Origin of the sequence: Paraburkholderia phymatum, from assembly GCF_038900715.1 — a bacterium.
In the GTDB taxonomy this organism is placed as follows: domain Bacteria; phylum Pseudomonadota; class Gammaproteobacteria; order Burkholderiales; family Burkholderiaceae; genus Paraburkholderia; species Paraburkholderia phymatum_A.
Map to the genome: position 1 here is coordinate 25,677 of NZ_JAYMRZ010000012.1, position 18,427 is coordinate 44,103.

The window sequence follows — 18,427 nt, forward strand, 5'->3', positions numbered from 1 at the left end:
TAGCACGCAATCCTTAAAATTAAAGGACAGGTTCGATGCTCTCGCTTTTGTAAAACCGATTCAAAAATTCAATTAAAAATGGCGTCTCTGAACGCCTTAAAAAAACGCAAGATGCGCATACGGCCTTGGTTTTACATGAATGGCAACCTGTGCGTCATTCGTCGGCATTACCATCTAGTAAACGTTCGAGTCTCACAAAATTGAAAAAAAGCACGATTGGACGCAATAAGGTAAACCCTCATATTGGTTTTGTCCCGGCGTGTGCAATACCTAATGCCTAAGGCAGTACTTTTCGCACTATTGCGGTGAATACCTGTTTCCTCTATTAGTCGACGCTGAACAACGGCGGACCGATAGCCGTATGTCAGCTTCCCAGCTTCAAACGAACGGACGCTTTTCGGGTACTGAATCCGCACAGCGCGATGCTGTGCTCATCATGCGGGGTGACGTGTGACACACATAGAATGCGCACGTGCGGTCGACCGTGCTTGCGATGCGGCGTTGCCGGACTTGTGGCAACGCCGTACATGTCTGAATCATGACGAAATGGCTTCAATGTATTTGATCGTTCGCCGCGCACTTCAGACGTATTACCCATTCGAATTACAGGCGCTAGGCGAAGACAAGGAAGAGTTGATCTCGCAGTTCATTTATTTCAAGGTTTTCCGTCTCGAAGCAGCACATGCGCACCCGGAAGCGTTCCCACTGCATAGCGCGCCTTCTAATGGTCACGCGGTGTGCGCATACTTCCGTCGTTATCTGATCGATTGCCTGCGCAATGCCGGTCATCAGCGCAACGTCATGTTCGACAACGAAGACGTATTGGCCGAGATCGAGCAACAGGCAGCCGTGCAAAGCGACCCTGTCGGCTCGGTGTTGCTGCAACACGGACTCGACGAGCGCATTGTGCGGGAATCGGCAGGGCGCTTCATCGCGGGGCTCGACAAAGTCGACCAGTTGCTGCTTGCGGGCAGCCTCGGCTGGCTCTCGAACGAAAAAGGCGGCCTGGCGGAAATCGCCACGCGCTACCGGATCGCGTCGTATCACTATCGCGCCCGCAAGCTCGGCGTCACGCTGAAGAAAGGCTCGCTGCCAACCGATTTCGCCGCGACGAGCATCGGTCGGTGGATCGCGAAGACGCTCGGCATCGACATCGTCGCGGAGAACAGGATCGCGATCCTGCTGGTGCTGGGCATCCTCGCCGAGCAGTCGCGCGCGCCAGCGGCCGAGCCCGCCCCTGAGCGAGGCTTCCTGTGCGACTTGCCACAGCAAGCCTGACGGACCGCGGCGGCCGGCAACGCAACGAAGACTCGCTCGGCGACTGGTCGAGCGAGCGCCTTTATTACTGCGTGCTTGCGGATGGCGCGGGCGGACATGGCGGCGGCGATACGGCATCGGCGATCGTCGTCGATTCGGTGCTTGCGGATCTGCGCTATCTGACCGTCGGCGAGTTGCCGCCGACGGGCCAGCGTCTCGCGAGCGCGCTTGCTCACGCGAACGACAACATCGTCGAAGAGCAGACGAGCGGCGGCGCCACGCTCAAGGACATGCGCTCGACGGCCGTGGTCCTCGCGATCGACTGCGAGCAGCACACGGCGGCATGGGCGCATTGCGGCGATTCGCGTCTCTATTGCTTTCGCGGCGGCAACGTCTGCGCGCAGACGCGCGATCACAGCATGGTTCAGGAAATGGTCGACGCGCGCCTGCTGTCCCCCGATGCAGCGCGTCATCACCCGCGTCGCAACGTGCTGCTCGCGGCGCTCGGCACGCGCGTCGATCTGCACATCACGGGTTCCCCCGGCACCTTCCGTCTGCTCGATCGCGATGCATTCCTGCTGTGCAGCGATGGGTTGTGGGAATACGTCGACGAAACCGACATGTGCGCAGCGCTGCACAACGCCGCGACGCCGGACGCCTGGCTCGAAGCACTCGCCGCGCAAGTGCGCGCTTCGGCGGATGCGAGCCGGGACAATCTCAGCGCAATGGCGGTATGGATCGTCGACGCGGAAGTCGGCGCGGAAGACCCGCAGGCAACCGTATTGCGGACGAGCCGCGCGCCTTCATGACAGTGCACATCGCGCGTGCAGTCGATCGCTGCGCCGACCGCGCCGAGCGTTGCTAGAAATCGCCGCACCCATGCGGACTGTTCAACAACATGCAACTGTTCAGATTGGGCTGCGAGCGCACGCGCTTCCATTCGACGGCGAGTATGTCCTGATTGTCGCCGGGTGCTGCCGTCGTAAAGAGCGGCTGATTCGAACCGATGCAGATATTCGTACCTTGCAGATTGTTTTCATAGACGAAGGTTTGCTCCTCGTTGCTGAAGAACGACTGCAAACCCGCTTGCGCGACGGGATTCAGCGGCGTGATCACGGTCAGCGTCGCGGGCACTTCGTTCACGACATAACCGACGTTCGACATGAAGTTCGGATCGATCGGATATTGGCCCGGCAGCGAGTTCTGCTTCGCGGGCGTCGTCAGTGAACCCGTCAGCGCGCCTGCCGCCGTGTCGCCGTTGATGAGTCCGCTCGCCGTGAACGTGAACGCCGGATTGGGCGCGCCGGCGATGCGCGTCGCGCCATTCGCGGTGACGGTCACAGTGGGCCGCGCGGCATAGACGTAGTGATTGCCCGTCACGGGCACGCTGCCGCCCCAGCTGCATCCGGCGCCGAAGAGGCATCCATAGAAGTTGGGCTGCGCGGTATTCGGCTGCACGTTGCCCCGCACTTCCTGGTTCCACGTGGCGGCCCAGATCCGCCATCCGTTCGTGGCGCTCAGCGCGCCCGGGTTGCCTGCCGTGAAGACGCCGTTCTCCATCACGAGATCGACGGTGCCGCCCGACGTCACACTCGTATTGAGCGCAACGTTGCCCGTCGCGGCCTGCGCGACCAGGTTTCCTGTAAGCGTCGAATGGGTGCCGTCGATCGTGGTCAACGCGCCCGCAGTCGCATTGTATGTCTGACTTGTGACGGGCCCGATAGCGAAGCCGTGCGAATCGACGAAGTTCACGTTGCCCGCGTTGACGAGCGCGAGCACCCCGACGTCGTTTTGCGGATCGGTCAGCGTGAACGAACCGGGCCCCGACAACAGCAGGTTCGCTGCCTGGATGCCGCCCGGATCGCTCACGGCGCCCGCCGACACCAACGACAGCGTATGTCCGGCGCCAAGCGACAATCCGAACGGCAGTTGAATGCCCTGACTGCCCGCACCCGGATTCGACAACGCGAGGTTCATGTTCAGACCGGGCTTCACGAGCTGGCAAGCGCCGCTCGCGGAGGCGCACACACCGTTCACGGTGATGCGACCCGTCTGCGTATCCGAGCCGAGCGTGAGCGTCTGGAAGTTCGTGAAGCTCGCGAACGTCTGCGCGTCGATGCTCATCCCGCCGCTCGTGCCGAATAGCGTAATCGGCGTCGCGTCCTGCGGCGTGAACGCGAACGTCGAAGGATTGACGCTGGCGGGCAGTATCGAAAGCACGCCCCCGCCGCCCGCGATGCTCGCGCTGCGGCTCAAGATGCTTTGCGACGTGTTGTCGTTCGCCGCGCGCAGCACGACCGATCCGTTCGGCGCGCCGTTGATCGACACAGGGCCCGCCGCGTGGAAGAAACTCGAGGCCTCCAACGAACCCATGAATGGCGGCATCGGCACCGCGCCGAACGCGAGACCCGCATCCGACGTGTTGGTCGAGCCGGCGAGCGAGATCGTGCTGCCAGGCTTCGTCGAAGTCACGCTGCCGTTCAGGATCAGCGTGCCGTAGTCGAACTGCACGTTGCCGCCGTTCGCGCTCGTCGTCGGGCTGGTCACGACGCCACGGATATCGATCGCGCCGCCGTTGTTCGACGCGATCTGCGTGCCGTCGGCGATCAGCACGCCTTGCGCATTCGCGCCGGAGCCACTGCCGTCGATGCTCAACTGGCCGCTGCCCGTCGTGACCGTCGAAGGCGTCGGCACAGCCGATTCAGTCAGGCTTTCGAGCACCACGCCCGTGGACGTGAGGTTCGTCGCGGGCGTGCCCGTGGTCCTGCCCGACAGCGAGATCGCGCCGCTCGTCGACGATATCGATCCGTTGTTGAGGTCGAACGCGACGCTGCCCGATGTCGTCGCAGGCGTGCTGCCTACCACGACGATGTTGCCGCTGCCGGTGACGATCAGCGGCAACTGCGTGACAGTGTTGTCGGCGTTCGTGACGAGGAATGCGCCGAACGTGCCGACGCCCGTGCCGAATGCCGTCGCGCCGTTGACCGTGCCGTTCACCGACACGTTGCCGCTCGTCGTGCTCATCGATGTATCGTCGAGCACGACGCCCGAGCCGCCCAGCGTGACATTCGTGGTTCCGCTGATCGACACATTGCCGGCGCCCGCGCTGATCAGCGTGTTCGTGAAGTCGGCGCCGTCGCCGGTGTTGCCGACCGTCGACGTGCCCGTCATGCCGATCGCGCCCGACGCGGCCGTGAGCCTCGCGTTGTTCACGCTGAGGCCGGTGCCCGTCATCGCTTGCGCGCTGCCGTTGACGGAAATCGCGCCCACGCCTGTCGCCGACAAGGCGGGCGTGGTGCCCAGCGGAGCCTGGTTCGTGAAATTGCCACTGACGATCACGCCCGTCGCCGGTCCGGTGGCCGTACTGCCCGCAGCGCCCGTCACGGCAATCGAGCCTTGCCCCGTCGTCCGCAGCGCGCTTTGCTCGATGTCGACGCCCACGCCTCCCAACGTCGACAAGCCGCTCAGGCTCGACGAGCCCGTCACGCTGATGTTGCCGTCGCCCGTGCTGACGAGCGCATAGCCGAGCGCGACACCCGATGCGAGACCCGTCGCCCCGTAGCCGATCGCGACCGCCTGACTGGCCGACGCCGAGCCCGTGATCGATACGCGTCCGCCCGTCGTGCCGATCGTCGCGTTTTGCAGCGTCACGCCCGCGCCCTGATTGGTGATGTCCGCGGAGCCCGTCAACGCGACATTGCCTGTCGTCGCAGCGAGTTGCGCATTGTTGAGATTCACGCCGGAGCCGCTCGTGCTGCCCGTGATGACGCCATTGATCGTGACCGTGCCGCTGCCCGTCACGTCGATGTTCGGAACCAGCGTCGTCGATTCGTCCGGATTCAGTTGCGCGTAGGGCCCGCCGGAGATGTTCACGCCGGAAGCACTGCCGCCGAACAGGCCCGCGCTGCCGCTGCCGCTGAGCGAAATCGCGCCGCTCGCGGTCTCGATCGCGCTCTGCTGCATGTCGATGCCGTTGCCGAACGGGCTCGAACCGGCGAGCGTCACGTTGCCGCTCGTCGTGGCGAGCAGCGAATAGCCGATCGCGATGCCGTGGAATCCCGATCCCGCCGCGCCGGCGATATTGATCGCGCCCGCTTCCGTATGCACCGTCGAGTTGTTGTTGATGATCACCGCGCTCTGGCCGGCGTCGCCGATCGTCAACGATCCGCCGTTGGTATCGATTGCGACGTTGCTGAGCCTCACCGTATTTGCGGGCGTCGCGCCGCCCACGTTCGCGTCGAACACGAGATTGAGCGGGCCTGCCTGCGACGTGATGCTCTGGCCGTCATTCGTGATCGAGCCGGCCGCGCTGAAGGTGAGCGTCGTTGCGTTGTTGCCTGCCGGCGACAGCGCGATCTTCGTGATCGGCGTCTCGATGGAAATATTGCCTGCCTGCTCGCCGGCCGCGCCCGTCGTGATCGTCACCGAGGTGCCGTTGCCAAGCGGCGTTTCGATGTCGGAACGGAACACGACGCTGCTGTTGGTCGTTGCCGCGAACGTCGTCGTGCTGTTCGGCGCCGCTGGTGCGGCAGCCGCCGTGATAGCAGCAAGTGCGGTCGGGTCCGGCTCGATGAAGACATCGAACGGATCGAGCAGCCACGTCCCGGCCCGCCCTTTGACAGCCGACGCGTCGATCTTCGCACCGGCCGTGTCGAGATAATGGCCCGAGGTCTCGATCAATCCGCCGTTGCCGCCCTGTGCGCCGCCCTTCGCCGATAACGTGCCGTATATGCGGCTTGCCGTCGCGCTGTACGCGACGACATGGCCGCCGTTGCCGCTCTGCGATGCGTCGGCGTGAATGCTCGCGCCCGGCGACATCCAGATCGCGTTCGCGTTGCGAATGTCGGCATCGCCGCCCGCCGCGCCGCTTGCATCGACATGCGCGCCGTCGGACAGCGCGACGTCATAACCCGTGATGTCCACGCGTCCACCCGTCAGGCCCGCGCCGCCCGTCGCATCGAGCGTCCCGCCCGCCATCACGACGCCGTTCGCGCCGCCGTCCAGCACGATGTGCCCGTTGCGCTCGGCGAGGCTCTGCGCGCGCACGATTCCCTGCTGGTTGATCACGGTGCCCGCAAGCGCATCGGCTGTCTGCGCGCTCATGATCACCGTGCCGCCGTCGGCCGCGAGCGTCCCGGTGTTGCCGATCAGCGCACGCGCCGCGCCTGCGTTGATCTTCAGCGTGGTCAAGCCGTCGCCGGCGAAGTCCACGGTGATGTCGCTGCCCGCGCCGAGCGCAACCGTGCCGAGACGCGCGCTGACCGTGCCCGTATTGCTGACGGTCCCGCCGAGCAGCGCGATCGTGCCGCCCGATCCCGCCGTGAGCGCGCCGGCGTTGCTGACGGGCGCCGCCGATGCGCCGACAAACCGGTAGTTGCCCGCGAGGAAATCGGCGTTCGAGATGTTGAGCGTCGACGCGACCAGCGAGCCGACGTTCACCGACGAGCCGGGCGCGAAGATCACGCCGGCGGGATTGACGAGGAATACTTTGCCGTTTGCCTGCAGGCGTCCCGCGATCACGCTCGGATCGTTGCCCATCACGCGGTTGAGCAAGGCCGCGCTCGCCGACGGCTGCACGATCTTCACGCCCTCGCTTGCGCCGATCGAAAACGTGTTCCAGTTGACGATCGCCTTCGGCGACGATTGCGTGATGTTCATCTGCCCCGCGCTGGGGGCCGCGACGCTCACCGTTCCCGACACCACTTGCGCACCCGTCGGATTCGCGAGCGCCGCCGGCCCGCATGACGCCGCGAACACCGCAGTCACCGCGCTGGCGATCGTGCCGGCGCGTAGCGAACGCACACCCGGCCCCATACCTCGACCCATGCCCGGACGCACACCCGGCCGCATATCGGATCGCACACTACAGGGCTTGTTCATCGCACACCTCAGGCCGATGGCCCACTAGAACGTCTTCGTCAACTGCACATAAAAGCGCGGCACCTTGTCGTTGCCCGTCGTGTCGGAGCCCGTCGTGCGCCACGCGACGGTGCCCTGCAAAGCGATGCCGCCCGGCGCCGACCAGAACGCGCCGAGGCCCACACCGCTTCTCGTGATCACGTTCGTCCCCTGGTTGGGCCGCGTGTTCGCGTTGTACCAGCCGGTGCCGAAATCGAAGAAGCCGAACACCGTCGCTTTCGACGTGACCGCGTAACGCCCTTCGACGGTCGCGACGAACCCTTCGTCGACGAGCGCCTCGGACGGCGAATAGGCGCGCACCGCGTGCGGCCCGCCGAGCAGGAAGCGCGACGAGTTGTCGAGCGTCGTGGCCGCCCACTGGCCGGAAATGCCCGCGAACATGCTGACGCGCTCCGTCACCGCATTCAGCCGGTTCGCAAAGAAGGTCGCGCGCATTTCGTTGCCTTGCGTGTTGCGGCCGAACGCCGACGCATCGATTGCCTCGGCCTGCGCGTTCCTGAAGTGAACGCTGCCGATCAGCAGCTCGACGTCCGCGCTATTGAAGCCGCCGCCGAGCAACGTATCGCGGCTTTCGTAGCTCAGGCCGACGCTGCCTTCGATCAGCGAACGCGGATTGTGCGAATCGACGACGCCCACGTTGTCGATCAGATCGCGATACTCCAGGTTGACGCGCGCGAGCAGGTTCTGGCTGCGCGTGCGCACGAGCGGATGCGTGAGCGTCAGGTCGACGACAGTCGCCTCGCCCTGTGCGTCGAGCGACGCGAACTCCTTGCCGAGCGCATAGTTGAGCCGCGACACGGCGACGCCGACGCGCGTGCCATACGCATTGACGGGCGCCTCGTAGCCGACGCGGCCATAGACGGTATCGAGCCGTTCGCTGCCGAGCAGGCGCAAGTCCAGGTTGTCGCCGATCATGAAAGGCGAGTTGAGCCGAGCCAATGCGCCCAGGCGCCAGGTTCCGCTTTCCGGCGCGCCGTAGTTGTCGACGTCGACGGCGAAGGTCCAGCGTTTGGCGGGCGAGACGCTGATGCTCAGGTCGACGGTGCCCGGCTCTTCGCCTGTCTCGATTGCCGACGTCACCTGGATGCCCGGCAAGTCGGACAGCAACAGCATCGTGCGTTCGATATCGTGCTGCTGCAAAGGCTTGCCGACAGGAATCTGCGCGACGCGCTCGCGTATCAGGTTTTCGCGGACGGGCGTGCCTGCCGCGATATCGAGCCGCACGTGGCCCACGCGCCCTTCGAGCACGGTGAACTCGACGGTCCCCGCGCTCACGTCCTGCTGCGGAATCACGACCTGCGCCAGCAGGTAGCCGCGCGCGCGATACAGCTGCGTGACCTTGGCCGCGATTGCTTCCAGATCCGCGAAGCCGATCTGCTTGCCGATCTGGTCGCGCACGGGCGCAAGCAACGCGTCGGAGGGGATCGTATCGTTGCCCTTGAACGTGATGCCCTTGAGCGTGAACGTCGGACCGGGCGCCGCGACGGGAGGCGGCGTCGCCGGCGGCACGGCGGGCAGCGCCTCGCCGCCGCCCGGCGGCGCTGGGCGCGTCTCGCGCGGCGCGGTCTGCTGGAGAATGCTGCCCGCGTTCGGCAGCGTCTGGCCCCACGCGAATGTTCCGCTGCAAGTCAATGCCGCGGCGATCAGTCGAAGTGGTGTCTTCATTCTTGTTCTTAGCGCGCGATGCTCAGGCGCCAACCTCCCATCAGGTCGAACGGTGCCCAAAAGAACGGATGCGCAAAGCGCGGATTCTGCATGACCGTGAGTTGCGCGGTCCGCATCGCGTCGATCGCCTCGTGGCCGTCAGCGAGTTGCGAGTAGAAGGTGCGCATCGTCAGCGCGCTCGATTCGTCGGCCACGGGCCACATCGACACGATCAGGCTGCTCGCGCCCGCATAGAAGAACGCGCGCGTGAAGCCGAGTATTTCGTCGCCGCGCGCGATCCGGCCGAGTCCCGTCTCGCACGCCGACAGCGTGACGAGCGATACGTTGTTGAGCTTCAGGTTGTAGATGTCCTTCGCGAGCAGCGAATCGGGACCATCGGCGGGCTGCGTCGCGGGCGCGAGCAGGATGCGCGAATGCAGCGGGTCGATCGTGTCCGCCTCGGCGTGCGTGGCCACATGCAGAACGCGGCCTGCGGGCGCATTGTCGCGAAAGCTCACGCGCGTCGCGCTTGCTTGCAGGAACACTTCGTTGCGCGCGAAGAGCGGCGCGATGCCGCGCACTTCGGCTTCGGCGCCCGGCAGCGCATACGCGGGCGCGATCGTCGGATTGCCGAACGCGACAAGGTTGCTCGCCACTTGCCGCTCGCGTGCTTCGAGTTGCACCGCGACGCTCGCCGACGGTTCGAGTGCGATGGAATGGCGCTGGATCAGAAAGCCATCGGCGCTGTGCAGCGCCTGAAACGGCAGATAGTGAAGCGCGCCGTGCGGCACGATGATCAGCCGATCGTTGTCGCGCAGCCCGAGTGGCGCGATCAGCAGCGCATAGAGCTTGTCGCCATATGTGATCGCGGCTGGCCGTCGGCGCACGATCGCGTTGCGGATGTCGGTGACGGCGGCATCCATGTCGGCGCGCGCGATCGGCAGCGTGTAGCCCTTGAGCCCTTCGTTGCGGATCACCCAGACGACGATAGCCTTGTCGAGGCTGTGATATTCGACGATCGCCTCGTTCGGCTTCAGCGCGTTGCGCACGACGTCGAGGCCCGGCACGTCGCCGTTCAGCTGACGGTCGTCGACGCCCGCGTCGACGCGGTTGCGCACGACGTCCAGCAGCGCGCGCGCGCGGCTGCGCTCGGACAGGCTCCATGCCGATGCATAGTCGCCGACCTCGACGGTCAGCGCGATCGCCTTTTCGAATACCGACTGCGTGTCGCCGAAGAGTCCCGTCTTGAACTCGTCGCTGCGAAAACGCGCGCGGATCTTTTCCGAATCGTCGACGGCGAGCAGATACGCTTCGCGCGCCCTGCCCTTGTCGCCGAGCACGAGATCGGCGCGGCCGATACCCTCGTGCGCCCACAGCCGGTCGTAGTTCGCATCGCCCGAACTGCTCTCCTTCAGGAGCGCGTTGAACGCATTGCGCGCGTCTTCCGGCTTGCCTTCGGCCAGCAGCAGATTGCCTTCGATACGACGGTACGCTGGCGCGAGTTCGGCTGTCGGCGGAGGACTCGCGGCATCGAATGTCGTGCGCGCGCCCGCCGTATCCCCAGCCGCGATCTGCGCATTCGTGATCGACAGCAGCACGAGCGGCCGGTAGCGCGGCGACGCCGTTTCCAGCGCGCGGTTGTACGCCGCCAGCGCATCCTGCGGATGGCCGCGCCGCAGCGCGACATCGCCGAGTACCTTGTTCGCGGGCGCGAACACCTGCTCGGGTGCTTTGGGCGTCGATGCGAGCGCTTCCTGTGCGTATTTTTCGGCGTCGGCGAGATCGCCCGCGTAGCTGTAGGCGATGGCGAGATCGCGCTTCGAGAGCGCGGCAAGATCGGCGTTGTCGGTGCGCTGCGCCATCACCAGCGCGCGGGCGGCCGCTTCGACGCTGTCGCGGAAGTCGCCGCGCTCTGCCGCCGACACCGCCATGCTGCAATAGTCGTAGGCAGGCAGCGTGACGTGATCGCGCGACAGCAGCAAGCGCCCTTCGGCCGTCAACGTCTGCAGTGTTTCGGCGTCGCGTTCGCGCTCGGCGGCCTGGCGAAAGCCGGATGATTCGGGCGCGAGGCCCGGTGCAGCGGAGTTGGGAGATGTGTTGGTGTTGGCGTCGGCGGCGCATGCAGGCGCGCTCAAGACGAGCGTCACAACGACGGCGAGCGCAGCAATGCACACGCTCAACCCTGCGACACGCGAGCGCGCGATGCGACGCTTCGCATCGGACCTATCCGTGCGCACAGCGACGCGCGGCACCGCTCGCCCGGCGTCGCACGCCCTCCAGGATCGCCGGATTCTTCTGAGTTCGTTCACATCGCCTTCCTACGGGACGGTCCTGGGACGCGACTGACTGGAGAGCCGTTGTGACTGAGAGCGCAGGCATGCAACGCGAGCGCCGCGCACACCTCGAACTACACAGAACTAGACGAATCATGCGGCGCTATTTTGAAAGCCGCCGGCGCGCAAGAAGCACGGCGGCATCGCGCGATACAACGCGGCCTCGACAAAGAGGCTTCATCAGCCGCCTTCAAAATCCGTCATGTCATTCGTCTTGTAAGTACACGCGCGTGTGCGTGAGGATGGCGCATGCGTGTTCGCAGCGCCGCGCGGCTGGACTCACATGAGCATCACGACCCGATGACAAGTCCCGACGACAAGACGGTAATCGTGTCGCAAGCGCCCGCTTCCGACAGCCGTCCTGCGACGTCATCGGCCGCGAGCATCGACTCGCATCACGCATTGGCGATCGGCACGCGCGTCGCCGAGTTCGAGATCAAGGGATTGATCGGCGAAGGCGGCTTCGGCATCGTCTACCTCGCTTACGACACGCAACTGGGCCGCAATGTCGCGCTCAAGGAATACATGCCCGCGGCACTCGCCTCGCGCGGCAACAACGCCGAAGTCACGGTGCGCTCGGAACGTCACGAAGAAACGTTTCGTGCGGGCCTGAAGAGCTTCGTCAACGAAGCGCGACTGCTCGCGCAGTTCGATCATCATTCGCTCGTCAAGGTTTACCGGTTTTGGGAAGCGAACGGCACCGCTTACATGGTGATGCCGTATTACGAAGGCGTGACCCTGCGGGACACGCTTCGCGCGATGAGTTCGCCGCCCGACGAAGCATGGCTGCGCGCGCTGCTGACGCCGCTTCTCAGCGCGCTCGGCGTGATGCACGCCGCGCAGTGCTACCACCGCGACATCGCGCCCGACAATATCCTGCTGCTCAAGGGCAGCGGCCGGCCGCTGCTGCTCGACTTCGGCGCGGCAAGACGCGTGATCGGCGACATGACGCAGGCGCTGACCGTGATCCTGAAACCCGGTTACGCGCCCGTCGAACAGTATGCGGAAGTCCCAACGCTCAAGCAGGGGCCGTGGACGGACATCTACGCGCTCGCGGCCGTCGTCTACTTCGCGATCGTGGGCAAGACGCCACCGCCTTCCGTGGGCCGCATGATGAGCGACAGCTATGTGCCGCTCGCGACGCTTGCCGCGAACCGTTATTCGCCCGCATTCGCGCAGACGATCGATCACGCGCTCGCGGTGCGGCCCGAAGAGCGGCCGCAGAGCGTGCAGACGTTCGCGACGGGATTGCGCCTCGCACTGGGCGGCGAGCACGACTCGCACGACGATGCGCTTGCGTCGGCTGCGTCGCGTGTCGCTGCGGCTGCTTCGATTGGCGCTGTCGAGTCTCGCGACGCAGGCGCGGCTGCCGTGGCCCGTCCGGACGCGAACGTTCGAGCGGATTCGCGAGCCTCTGGTTCGCCTGCTTCAGCACGCCCAGCAGATGACGCTCAACCGCATTCGAAGCGCGGGCGTTCTGCGGCGATAGCGGTTGGCGCAGTTGCGGTTGTCGGGCTTGCAGCGTTCGGCGGCTGGTACGCGATGCGTCCCGCACCACCGACGACACCTTCTGGCGTTGCCAGTTCCACCGCTGCTGCTGCCGGTTCGACAGGCCGTACCGACATCGCTCGTTCGGCAAGCAGCAGTCAGGCGGCGCCCACGGTGGCGACACCAACACAAACACGAGCAGCGTCCAGCACGACTGCGCCAGCATCGGCATCGAGCGCGGCCGCGAGCGTAAGTGCGAGCGCAAGCGCCAATGCAGCGCCAAACACGACCCGCGCCGCGGCAGTCCCGCTTCCGCCTTATACGCCAGGCGGCGAACTCGAACGGATCGCCGCGCTTTCCGATCCGTCGATTCGCGTCACGGCGACCTCGCGCAGCAACACCGCGCGGATCAACAAGGATCGTCTGCAATTCAGGATCAGCAGCAGCCGGGCGGGCTATGTGTACGTGTTCATGGTCGACCCGGCCGGGCAATATCTGATGCTGTTTCCGAACGGACTCGACAAGAACAACACGATCGCGGCCGGCCAGGCGATCTCACTGCCGCGCGCGAGTTGGCCGATGACGGCGGGCGCGCCGGCGGGCCCGAATCGCTTTCTCGTGCTGGTGTCGCCGACGCAGCGAGACTTCTCCGACGGCGGCCTGCATGGCGAATCCGTCTTCGCCGAGTTTCCCGAGCAGGCGCAGCGCGCGGCAGCCGTGCGCCGCACCGCAAGCTACTCGCCGTTCGCCGGTCAGGCGCGTTGCAAGGCCGGAGCCACCGATTGCACAGATACATTCGGCGCAACAACTTTCACGATCGACGTCGTCGGCCCGTCGACGTAGCGGACGATGCGAACGTCCGCGAGCGCGCGGCAAGGAGTTGGCATGCAGAGCCTGTATGCGATGCTCGGTGTGGCAGCGATATGCGCCGGTTGCGCGAGCAACCAGCCGGCCACGACGATGACGTTCGGCGCTGAGGCGCAGCCATCGGCGCAATCTTCGGCTCAGTCATTGCCGCAGTCATCGGCTAAGTCATTGTCTCAATCTTCGGCTCAGTCATTGCCGCAGTCATCGGCTGAGTCATTGTCCCAGTCTTCGGCTCAATCTTCGGCTCAGCCATCGGCCGAGGCCTCGTCGCCCTTGCCTGCCGCGAGCGCGCCTTCGACGAAGCCCGATGCGACGCCGCAGGCGGGCGTTCCAGCGCCAGCCGCCTCGGGCGCGATGCCAACCACACCCGCGACGTCCGCAACAGTCGCGAACGCAAACGCGAGCACGAGCGCCGCCTTCTCCACGCGCCACGCTTACTATGCGCCGACCCGTTTCGCCGACTTGCCCGGCTGGAGCACCGACAATCTCGGCAATTCGTGGGATGCGTTCAAGCGCAGTTGCGCGGTGCTCGGCTCGCGCGCCGGATGGTCGGCTGCGTGCATCGCGTCGCGTTCGGTGGATGCGCGCAACGTCGCCGCGATCCGGATGTTCTTCGAGACGTACTTCAACGCGTATCAGATCCGCAATATCGACAAGAGCGGCGAAGGCACGCTGACCGGCTACTACGAGCCGCTGTTGAACGGCAGCCCGCAATACGGCGGCGCGTTTGTCTACCCGGTCTACGGCACGCCCGACGACATGCTGTATCTCGACGCGCGACGCCTGCCGGAGCGCGCACGCGGGGCCGTGAGCGCGGCTCGCATCGAAGGGCGCACGGTCGTTCCCGTCACCGATGGCGCGGCGGGCAGCATCAAGGGTGTCTACGTGCTCGATCTGCGCGACAGCGTGCCCGACATACGCGACAAGAAGATCCGTCTGCGGCTCGATCGCGAGCGCATCGTGCCGTACTACACGCGCGCCGAGATCGAGCGCGGCGCGCTGAAGGCGCCGATTCTCGCGTACGTCGACGACCCGGCGATGCTCTATTCGATGCAGGTACAAGGCGCGGGGAAAGTGCGCATGTCCGATGGCACCGTCCGCCGCTTCGCCTATGCCGAGCAGAACGGCCGCCCGTTCGTGCCGCCTGTCGCGCGCGCGGGCGGCGGCAGTGGGCAGCGGATCACCGTGCGCGGAATGGATGTGGAGATCGAGGTCGTCGATGAAACGTCGACTGGCGCAACCAGCACCGTTGACGCGCAAACACCGGGCGATGCAGCGGGCGGCGTGGCCTCGGCATCGACATCGGCACGCGCGCAGGACGACGACGAACCCGTGTCGCCGCTGCTGCGCGGTTTCAAGCTCGCTGCGGCGACGCCGCAAAGCGGTGGCGCTGTCACGCCGGCGGTCAGTCCTTCGGCTTCGAACGCGGGTAATGCTGCGGCATCGGGTGCAAAAACGGCATCGACGGGAGCAGCAAAGGCGGCATCGACGCAACCGGCGGGCGCATCCACGGCAAGCGCATCCGTCAAGCGTGTGTTCGCGATCTCGGACCCGAGCTATGTCTTCTTCCGGCGCATCCCCGATTCGCCCGACGGACCGCTCGGCGCGCTCGGTGTGCCGCTGTCGGCGGGCCGCTCGGTCGCCGTCGATCCACGCACGACGCCGCTCGGCGCGCCTGTGTTCGTGTCGACGCAGGACGACCCGCAGACGCCCGGCGCCATCGACCGCTTGATGATGGCGCAAGACTCGGGCGGCGCGATCCAGGGCGCGGTGCGAGCGGACTACTTCTACGGCTTCGGTCAGAGCGCACAGGCGCAGGCGAGCCGGACGAAAGAACGCATTCGTATGTGGGTGCTGTTGCCGAAAGGGCTGCATATCGCCGCGCAGGAGGCGACGCTGAAAACGCGAGGCGGCGCGCCGGCGGTATCGAATGCGGATTGCCTCGTCAGCGATCCCGATTTGTGCGTCGACGATACGCCGTGAGCGCGACGTCAGTGAAAAATGCGTTCTTCAGCTTCGCATCCATCGATACAGGCCTCATCAAGCGGTTCCCCAATGCGGTAGTCTTCATTGCGATCGGCGCCGCTAAACGGCACACTGCATCCTCGCGTTACCACATCGGTCGAACCGGCATGACAAACATGACTCGCGCTCTTCATCTCTCCAACGTCCGGCTGGCCGATGGCCAACGGGTTTCCGTATCGGTTGCCGATGGCCGCATCGTGGCGCTCGGACCGCAAGCCGCTGCGCAACCCGGCGTGCCCGTCGAAGACGGCGGCGGCGCATTGCTGCTGCCAGGCTTCGTCGAAGGGCATACGCACGTCGACAAGAGCAACTGGGGCCGGTCGTGGTATCGCAACGAGGTCGGGCCTCGGCTCATCGACCGTATCGACAACGAGCGCGAATGGCGCAAGACGTCAGGCCACGATGCAGCCGCGCAGTCGCTCGCGCTGTCGCGCGCATTCGTGCAGGCCGGGACGACGCGATTGCGCACGCACGTCGACGTCGATACCGATGCGGGTCTGCGCTACCTCGAAGGCGTGCTCCGCACGCGGCAGACGATGCGTGACGTGCTGGACATGCAGATCGTCGCGTTTCCGCAGTCGGGCATGCTGGTCCGCGCGGGCACGACGGAACTGCTCGGCAGCGCGCTCGCCGAAGGCGCCGATGTGCTCGGCGCGCTCGATCCGGCGTTGATCGACGGCGATCCCGTCGCATCGCTGAACGCGACTTTCGAGCTGGCCGAACGCTATCGCAAGCCGATCGATATTCACCTTCACGAGCCCAGCGAAATCGGCGCATTTACGCTGAAGCTGCTGCTCGATCGCGTCGAGGCAATGGGCATGCAAGGACAGGTCGTCGTGAGCCACGCGTTTTGCCTTGGCGCGTTGCCGGAGCGCGAACGCGACGCGCTGCTCGAACGGATCGCTCATCTGCGCGTGGCCATTGTCACGAGCGCGCCCGCTTCGTGCCCCGTCCCGCCGCTGATCACATGCAGGGACAAAGGCATCACGATGTTCGGCGGCAACGACGGCATACGCGACACGTGGTCGCCGTATGGCGTGCCGGATATGCTCGAGCGCGCGATGCTGATCGGCCTGCGCTACGACTTGCGCCGCGACGATCACCTCGCGATCGCGTTCGACTGCGTCAGCGATGCCGCCGCGCGAGGATGCGGTTTCGCCGACTACGGCTTGCGCGTCGGCGCGCGCGCGGACCTCGTGCTGGTCGACGCGGAAACGGTCGCGCACGCGGTGGTGTCCCGGCCGAAGCGCAAGCTCGTTGTCGCCAACGGACGCATCGTCGCGCGCGATGGCGAGCTGACCGATGCGCTGTGAGCGAATCGGATTCTCGAATACGGCGTTTGAACGTTTGACGCGTCGCGCGAACTAACTATGTGAGAGCTTCAGCAAGCGATTACGAAACACCTGGCCTTCACATCCACTATGTCTTTGCACAAGCAGGCGTTGTCGACCGGCGCCGTGACATATCGCACGGCGCGACGCCAACGCAACAGCAGCACAAGCATTTGCGCTTGCGTGCGCGCAGGCATCTGCGCGACAGCCTTGTTCGCGATGGCCGCCTGCTCGACATCGATGCCGCCCAGCGCCGTCCCGCCAGCGTCTCAGGCCACCGGATGCCAGGTGCCGGGCCATTTCTGCGACACGTTCTTCGGACCTTGATCGCAAGCACGCACGGCGTGTTGACGCGCTGCTGTTTGCCTCGCGGAATGTCGAGGGATGCGGCATGCAGCATCTCGACGACATGCGAACCCATACCGAACACGTGCCCGTCAGCCCCGATGAACAGCGCAATCCGACGCGCGGGCCTTCGGAGTCGCCTACGACGACCGCGAAGCCCGACACGAAGCCCCGCCACGCCGCCGGGCACGCAAAGCGACCGCGACCGGCAGCGCTCGACGACTGACACGCATCGCTCGGCAACCGCGCCGCGCTCATCGATTAGTCTTCGATCGAGGACGACGCGCGTACGCGGCTAACGTCCGATACGACGCTGCCCCGCAAGACGCCGCACCGACTTTCCGATCCAACCCGCGAGTCCATTACGCACGACGAGCGATGTGATCCTGCGGGGTCCGATGATCGCGGCACTCACAACGATCAGCGTGAGTAGCGTGACATTCGGCGCGGTTGCAACCAGTTCCTGCACGCGAGAGAAAAGCGGCGGCTTGCGTCCCGGCGCCCCACTTCGCGTTGCGGCTTGCGCGGCGAGCAGTTGAGTACGTGAGGTAGCCATTCGCGTGAGCACCTGTTTCTCGGCGGTGTCCACGTCGGTCAAGCGTGCCGAATGCGTTTGTCCCGTCATTTCAGCGACTCCCTGATCGTTTCGAGATCGCGGCGCACTTCTTCTTCGAGCACCCGAAACGGGCGCCCGGGGTCCTGCATGCGCAGCACGGCGAACGAAATGAGCGACAGCAATAACCATGCACCCGCCACGCCCCAGACGACAGCGAGGAAATACGGCGTACCCCACGCGCTCGCGATGATGGCGATGGAAAAGAACGACAGCGTGAACAGTCCGGCGACGGCAAGCGCCACGAATGCGATCACTTCGCGGACGAGGCTTCTGCGAGTCTGCTGCAGTTCGATCGAGAACAGTTCACCGTAATCGGCGACGCGTCTCGCGCAAAAATAGCTGACATTGCGCCAGCGGGTGACTGCGGAATGAATCGACATCGTGCTGTCCCTTGTTGTTTCTCTTTCAGGTGATTCACGTGCCGGGGCGTGCTGTGTTCGGCGGCGCGTGCCTGGACAAAACGTAGTGCACGATTTGTGCCCCGTATGCGGACTCGCCGCGCGTGCGAAACCGGCGGCCGAACGATATGGGACACACAAAGTGTCGGATCTCCCGAGTTACTGACCGTTACAAGTTGAGCGGCAACGGTTTCACTTCCCCGC

At 65.3% G+C, this 18,427-nt stretch carries 9 protein-coding genes and 2 pseudogenes; 5 read left to right on the plus strand and 6 right to left on the minus strand.

Translation table 11 applies throughout. From position 1 onward, the window contains the following. Positions 1 to 546 precede the first annotated feature (546 nt). Both VSR68_RS21795 and VSR68_RS21800 read left to right on the plus strand, forming a co-directional pair. The gene (locus VSR68_RS21795; protein ID WP_342941817.1) at positions 547 to 1,278 is read left to right on the plus strand and encodes a hypothetical protein; all 732 of its coding nucleotides are present in this window, start codon (positions 547 to 549) and stop codon (positions 1,276 to 1,278) included. Then, on the plus strand, positions 1,254 to 2,066 hold the full coding sequence (locus VSR68_RS21800; RefSeq protein WP_342941818.1) for a PP2C family protein-serine/threonine phosphatase: 813 nt from the start codon (positions 1,254 to 1,256) through the stop codon (positions 2,064 to 2,066). Before VSR68_RS21795 ends, VSR68_RS21800 begins: the two co-directional genes overlap by 25 nt. A 52-nt stretch (positions 2,067 to 2,118) precedes the next feature. On the opposite strand, the pseudogene VSR68_RS42840 reads toward VSR68_RS21800, so the two are convergent. The 4 genes and pseudogenes from VSR68_RS42840 to VSR68_RS21815 all read right to left on the minus strand — a co-directional run. Next, positions 2,119 to 2,601: pseudogene (locus tag VSR68_RS42840) on the minus strand (MBG domain-containing protein); the annotation flags it as partial. Between the two features lie 3,633 nt (positions 2,602 to 6,234). Then, positions 6,235 to 7,137: pseudogene (locus VSR68_RS42845) on the minus strand (filamentous hemagglutinin N-terminal domain-containing protein); the annotation flags it as partial. A gap of 24 nt (positions 7,138 to 7,161) precedes the next feature. Then, entirely contained in the window at positions 7,162 to 8,841 is a 1,680-nt protein-coding gene (locus VSR68_RS21810; RefSeq protein ID WP_342941820.1) for a ShlB/FhaC/HecB family hemolysin secretion/activation protein, read from the minus strand. Positions 8,842 to 8,849: 8 nt separating this feature from the next. Next, a complete protein-coding gene (locus VSR68_RS21815; RefSeq protein WP_342941821.1) occupies positions 8,850 to 11,072 on the minus strand; it encodes a CHAT domain-containing protein in 2,223 nt (740 codons plus the stop codon). A gap of 330 nt (positions 11,073 to 11,402) precedes the next feature. Here VSR68_RS21815 and VSR68_RS21820 point away from each other — a divergent pair, with 330 nt between their 5' ends. The 3 genes from VSR68_RS21820 to VSR68_RS21835 all read left to right on the plus strand — a co-directional run bounded on the left by VSR68_RS21820 (position 11,403) and on the right by VSR68_RS21835 (position 16,846). After that, complete coding sequence (locus VSR68_RS21820; RefSeq protein WP_342941822.1) at positions 11,403 to 13,484, plus strand: serine/threonine-protein kinase; 2,082 nt, start codon at positions 11,403 to 11,405, stop codon at positions 13,482 to 13,484. A gap of 42 nt (positions 13,485 to 13,526) precedes the next feature. Next, positions 13,527 to 15,491: an MltA domain-containing protein gene (locus VSR68_RS21830; protein ID WP_428983551.1), complete on the plus strand. Its 1,965-nt coding sequence runs from the start codon at positions 13,527 to 13,529 to the stop codon at positions 15,489 to 15,491. A 158-nt stretch (positions 15,492 to 15,649) separates the two neighbouring features. Continuing rightward, positions 15,650 to 16,846 carry an amidohydrolase family protein gene (locus tag VSR68_RS21835; RefSeq protein WP_342941825.1) on the plus strand — a complete coding sequence of 399 codons (1,197 nt, stop codon included), beginning with the start codon at positions 15,650 to 15,652 and terminating at the stop codon, positions 16,844 to 16,846. 658 nt (positions 16,847 to 17,504) lie between these two features. On the opposite strand, the gene VSR68_RS21840 is transcribed toward VSR68_RS21835, so the two are convergent. Together VSR68_RS21840 and VSR68_RS21845 are read right to left on the minus strand one after the other, a co-directional pair. Then, on the minus strand, positions 17,505 to 17,765 hold the full coding sequence (locus VSR68_RS21840) for a hypothetical protein (protein ID WP_342941826.1): 261 nt from the start codon (positions 17,763 to 17,765) through the stop codon (positions 17,505 to 17,507). 65 nt (positions 17,766 to 17,830) lie between these two features. Beyond that, positions 17,831 to 18,205 (minus strand): phage holin family protein, encoded by a 375-nt coding sequence (locus VSR68_RS21845; protein WP_342941827.1) that lies wholly within the window; start codon positions 18,203 to 18,205, stop codon positions 17,831 to 17,833. Positions 18,206 to 18,427 lie beyond the last annotated feature (222 nt).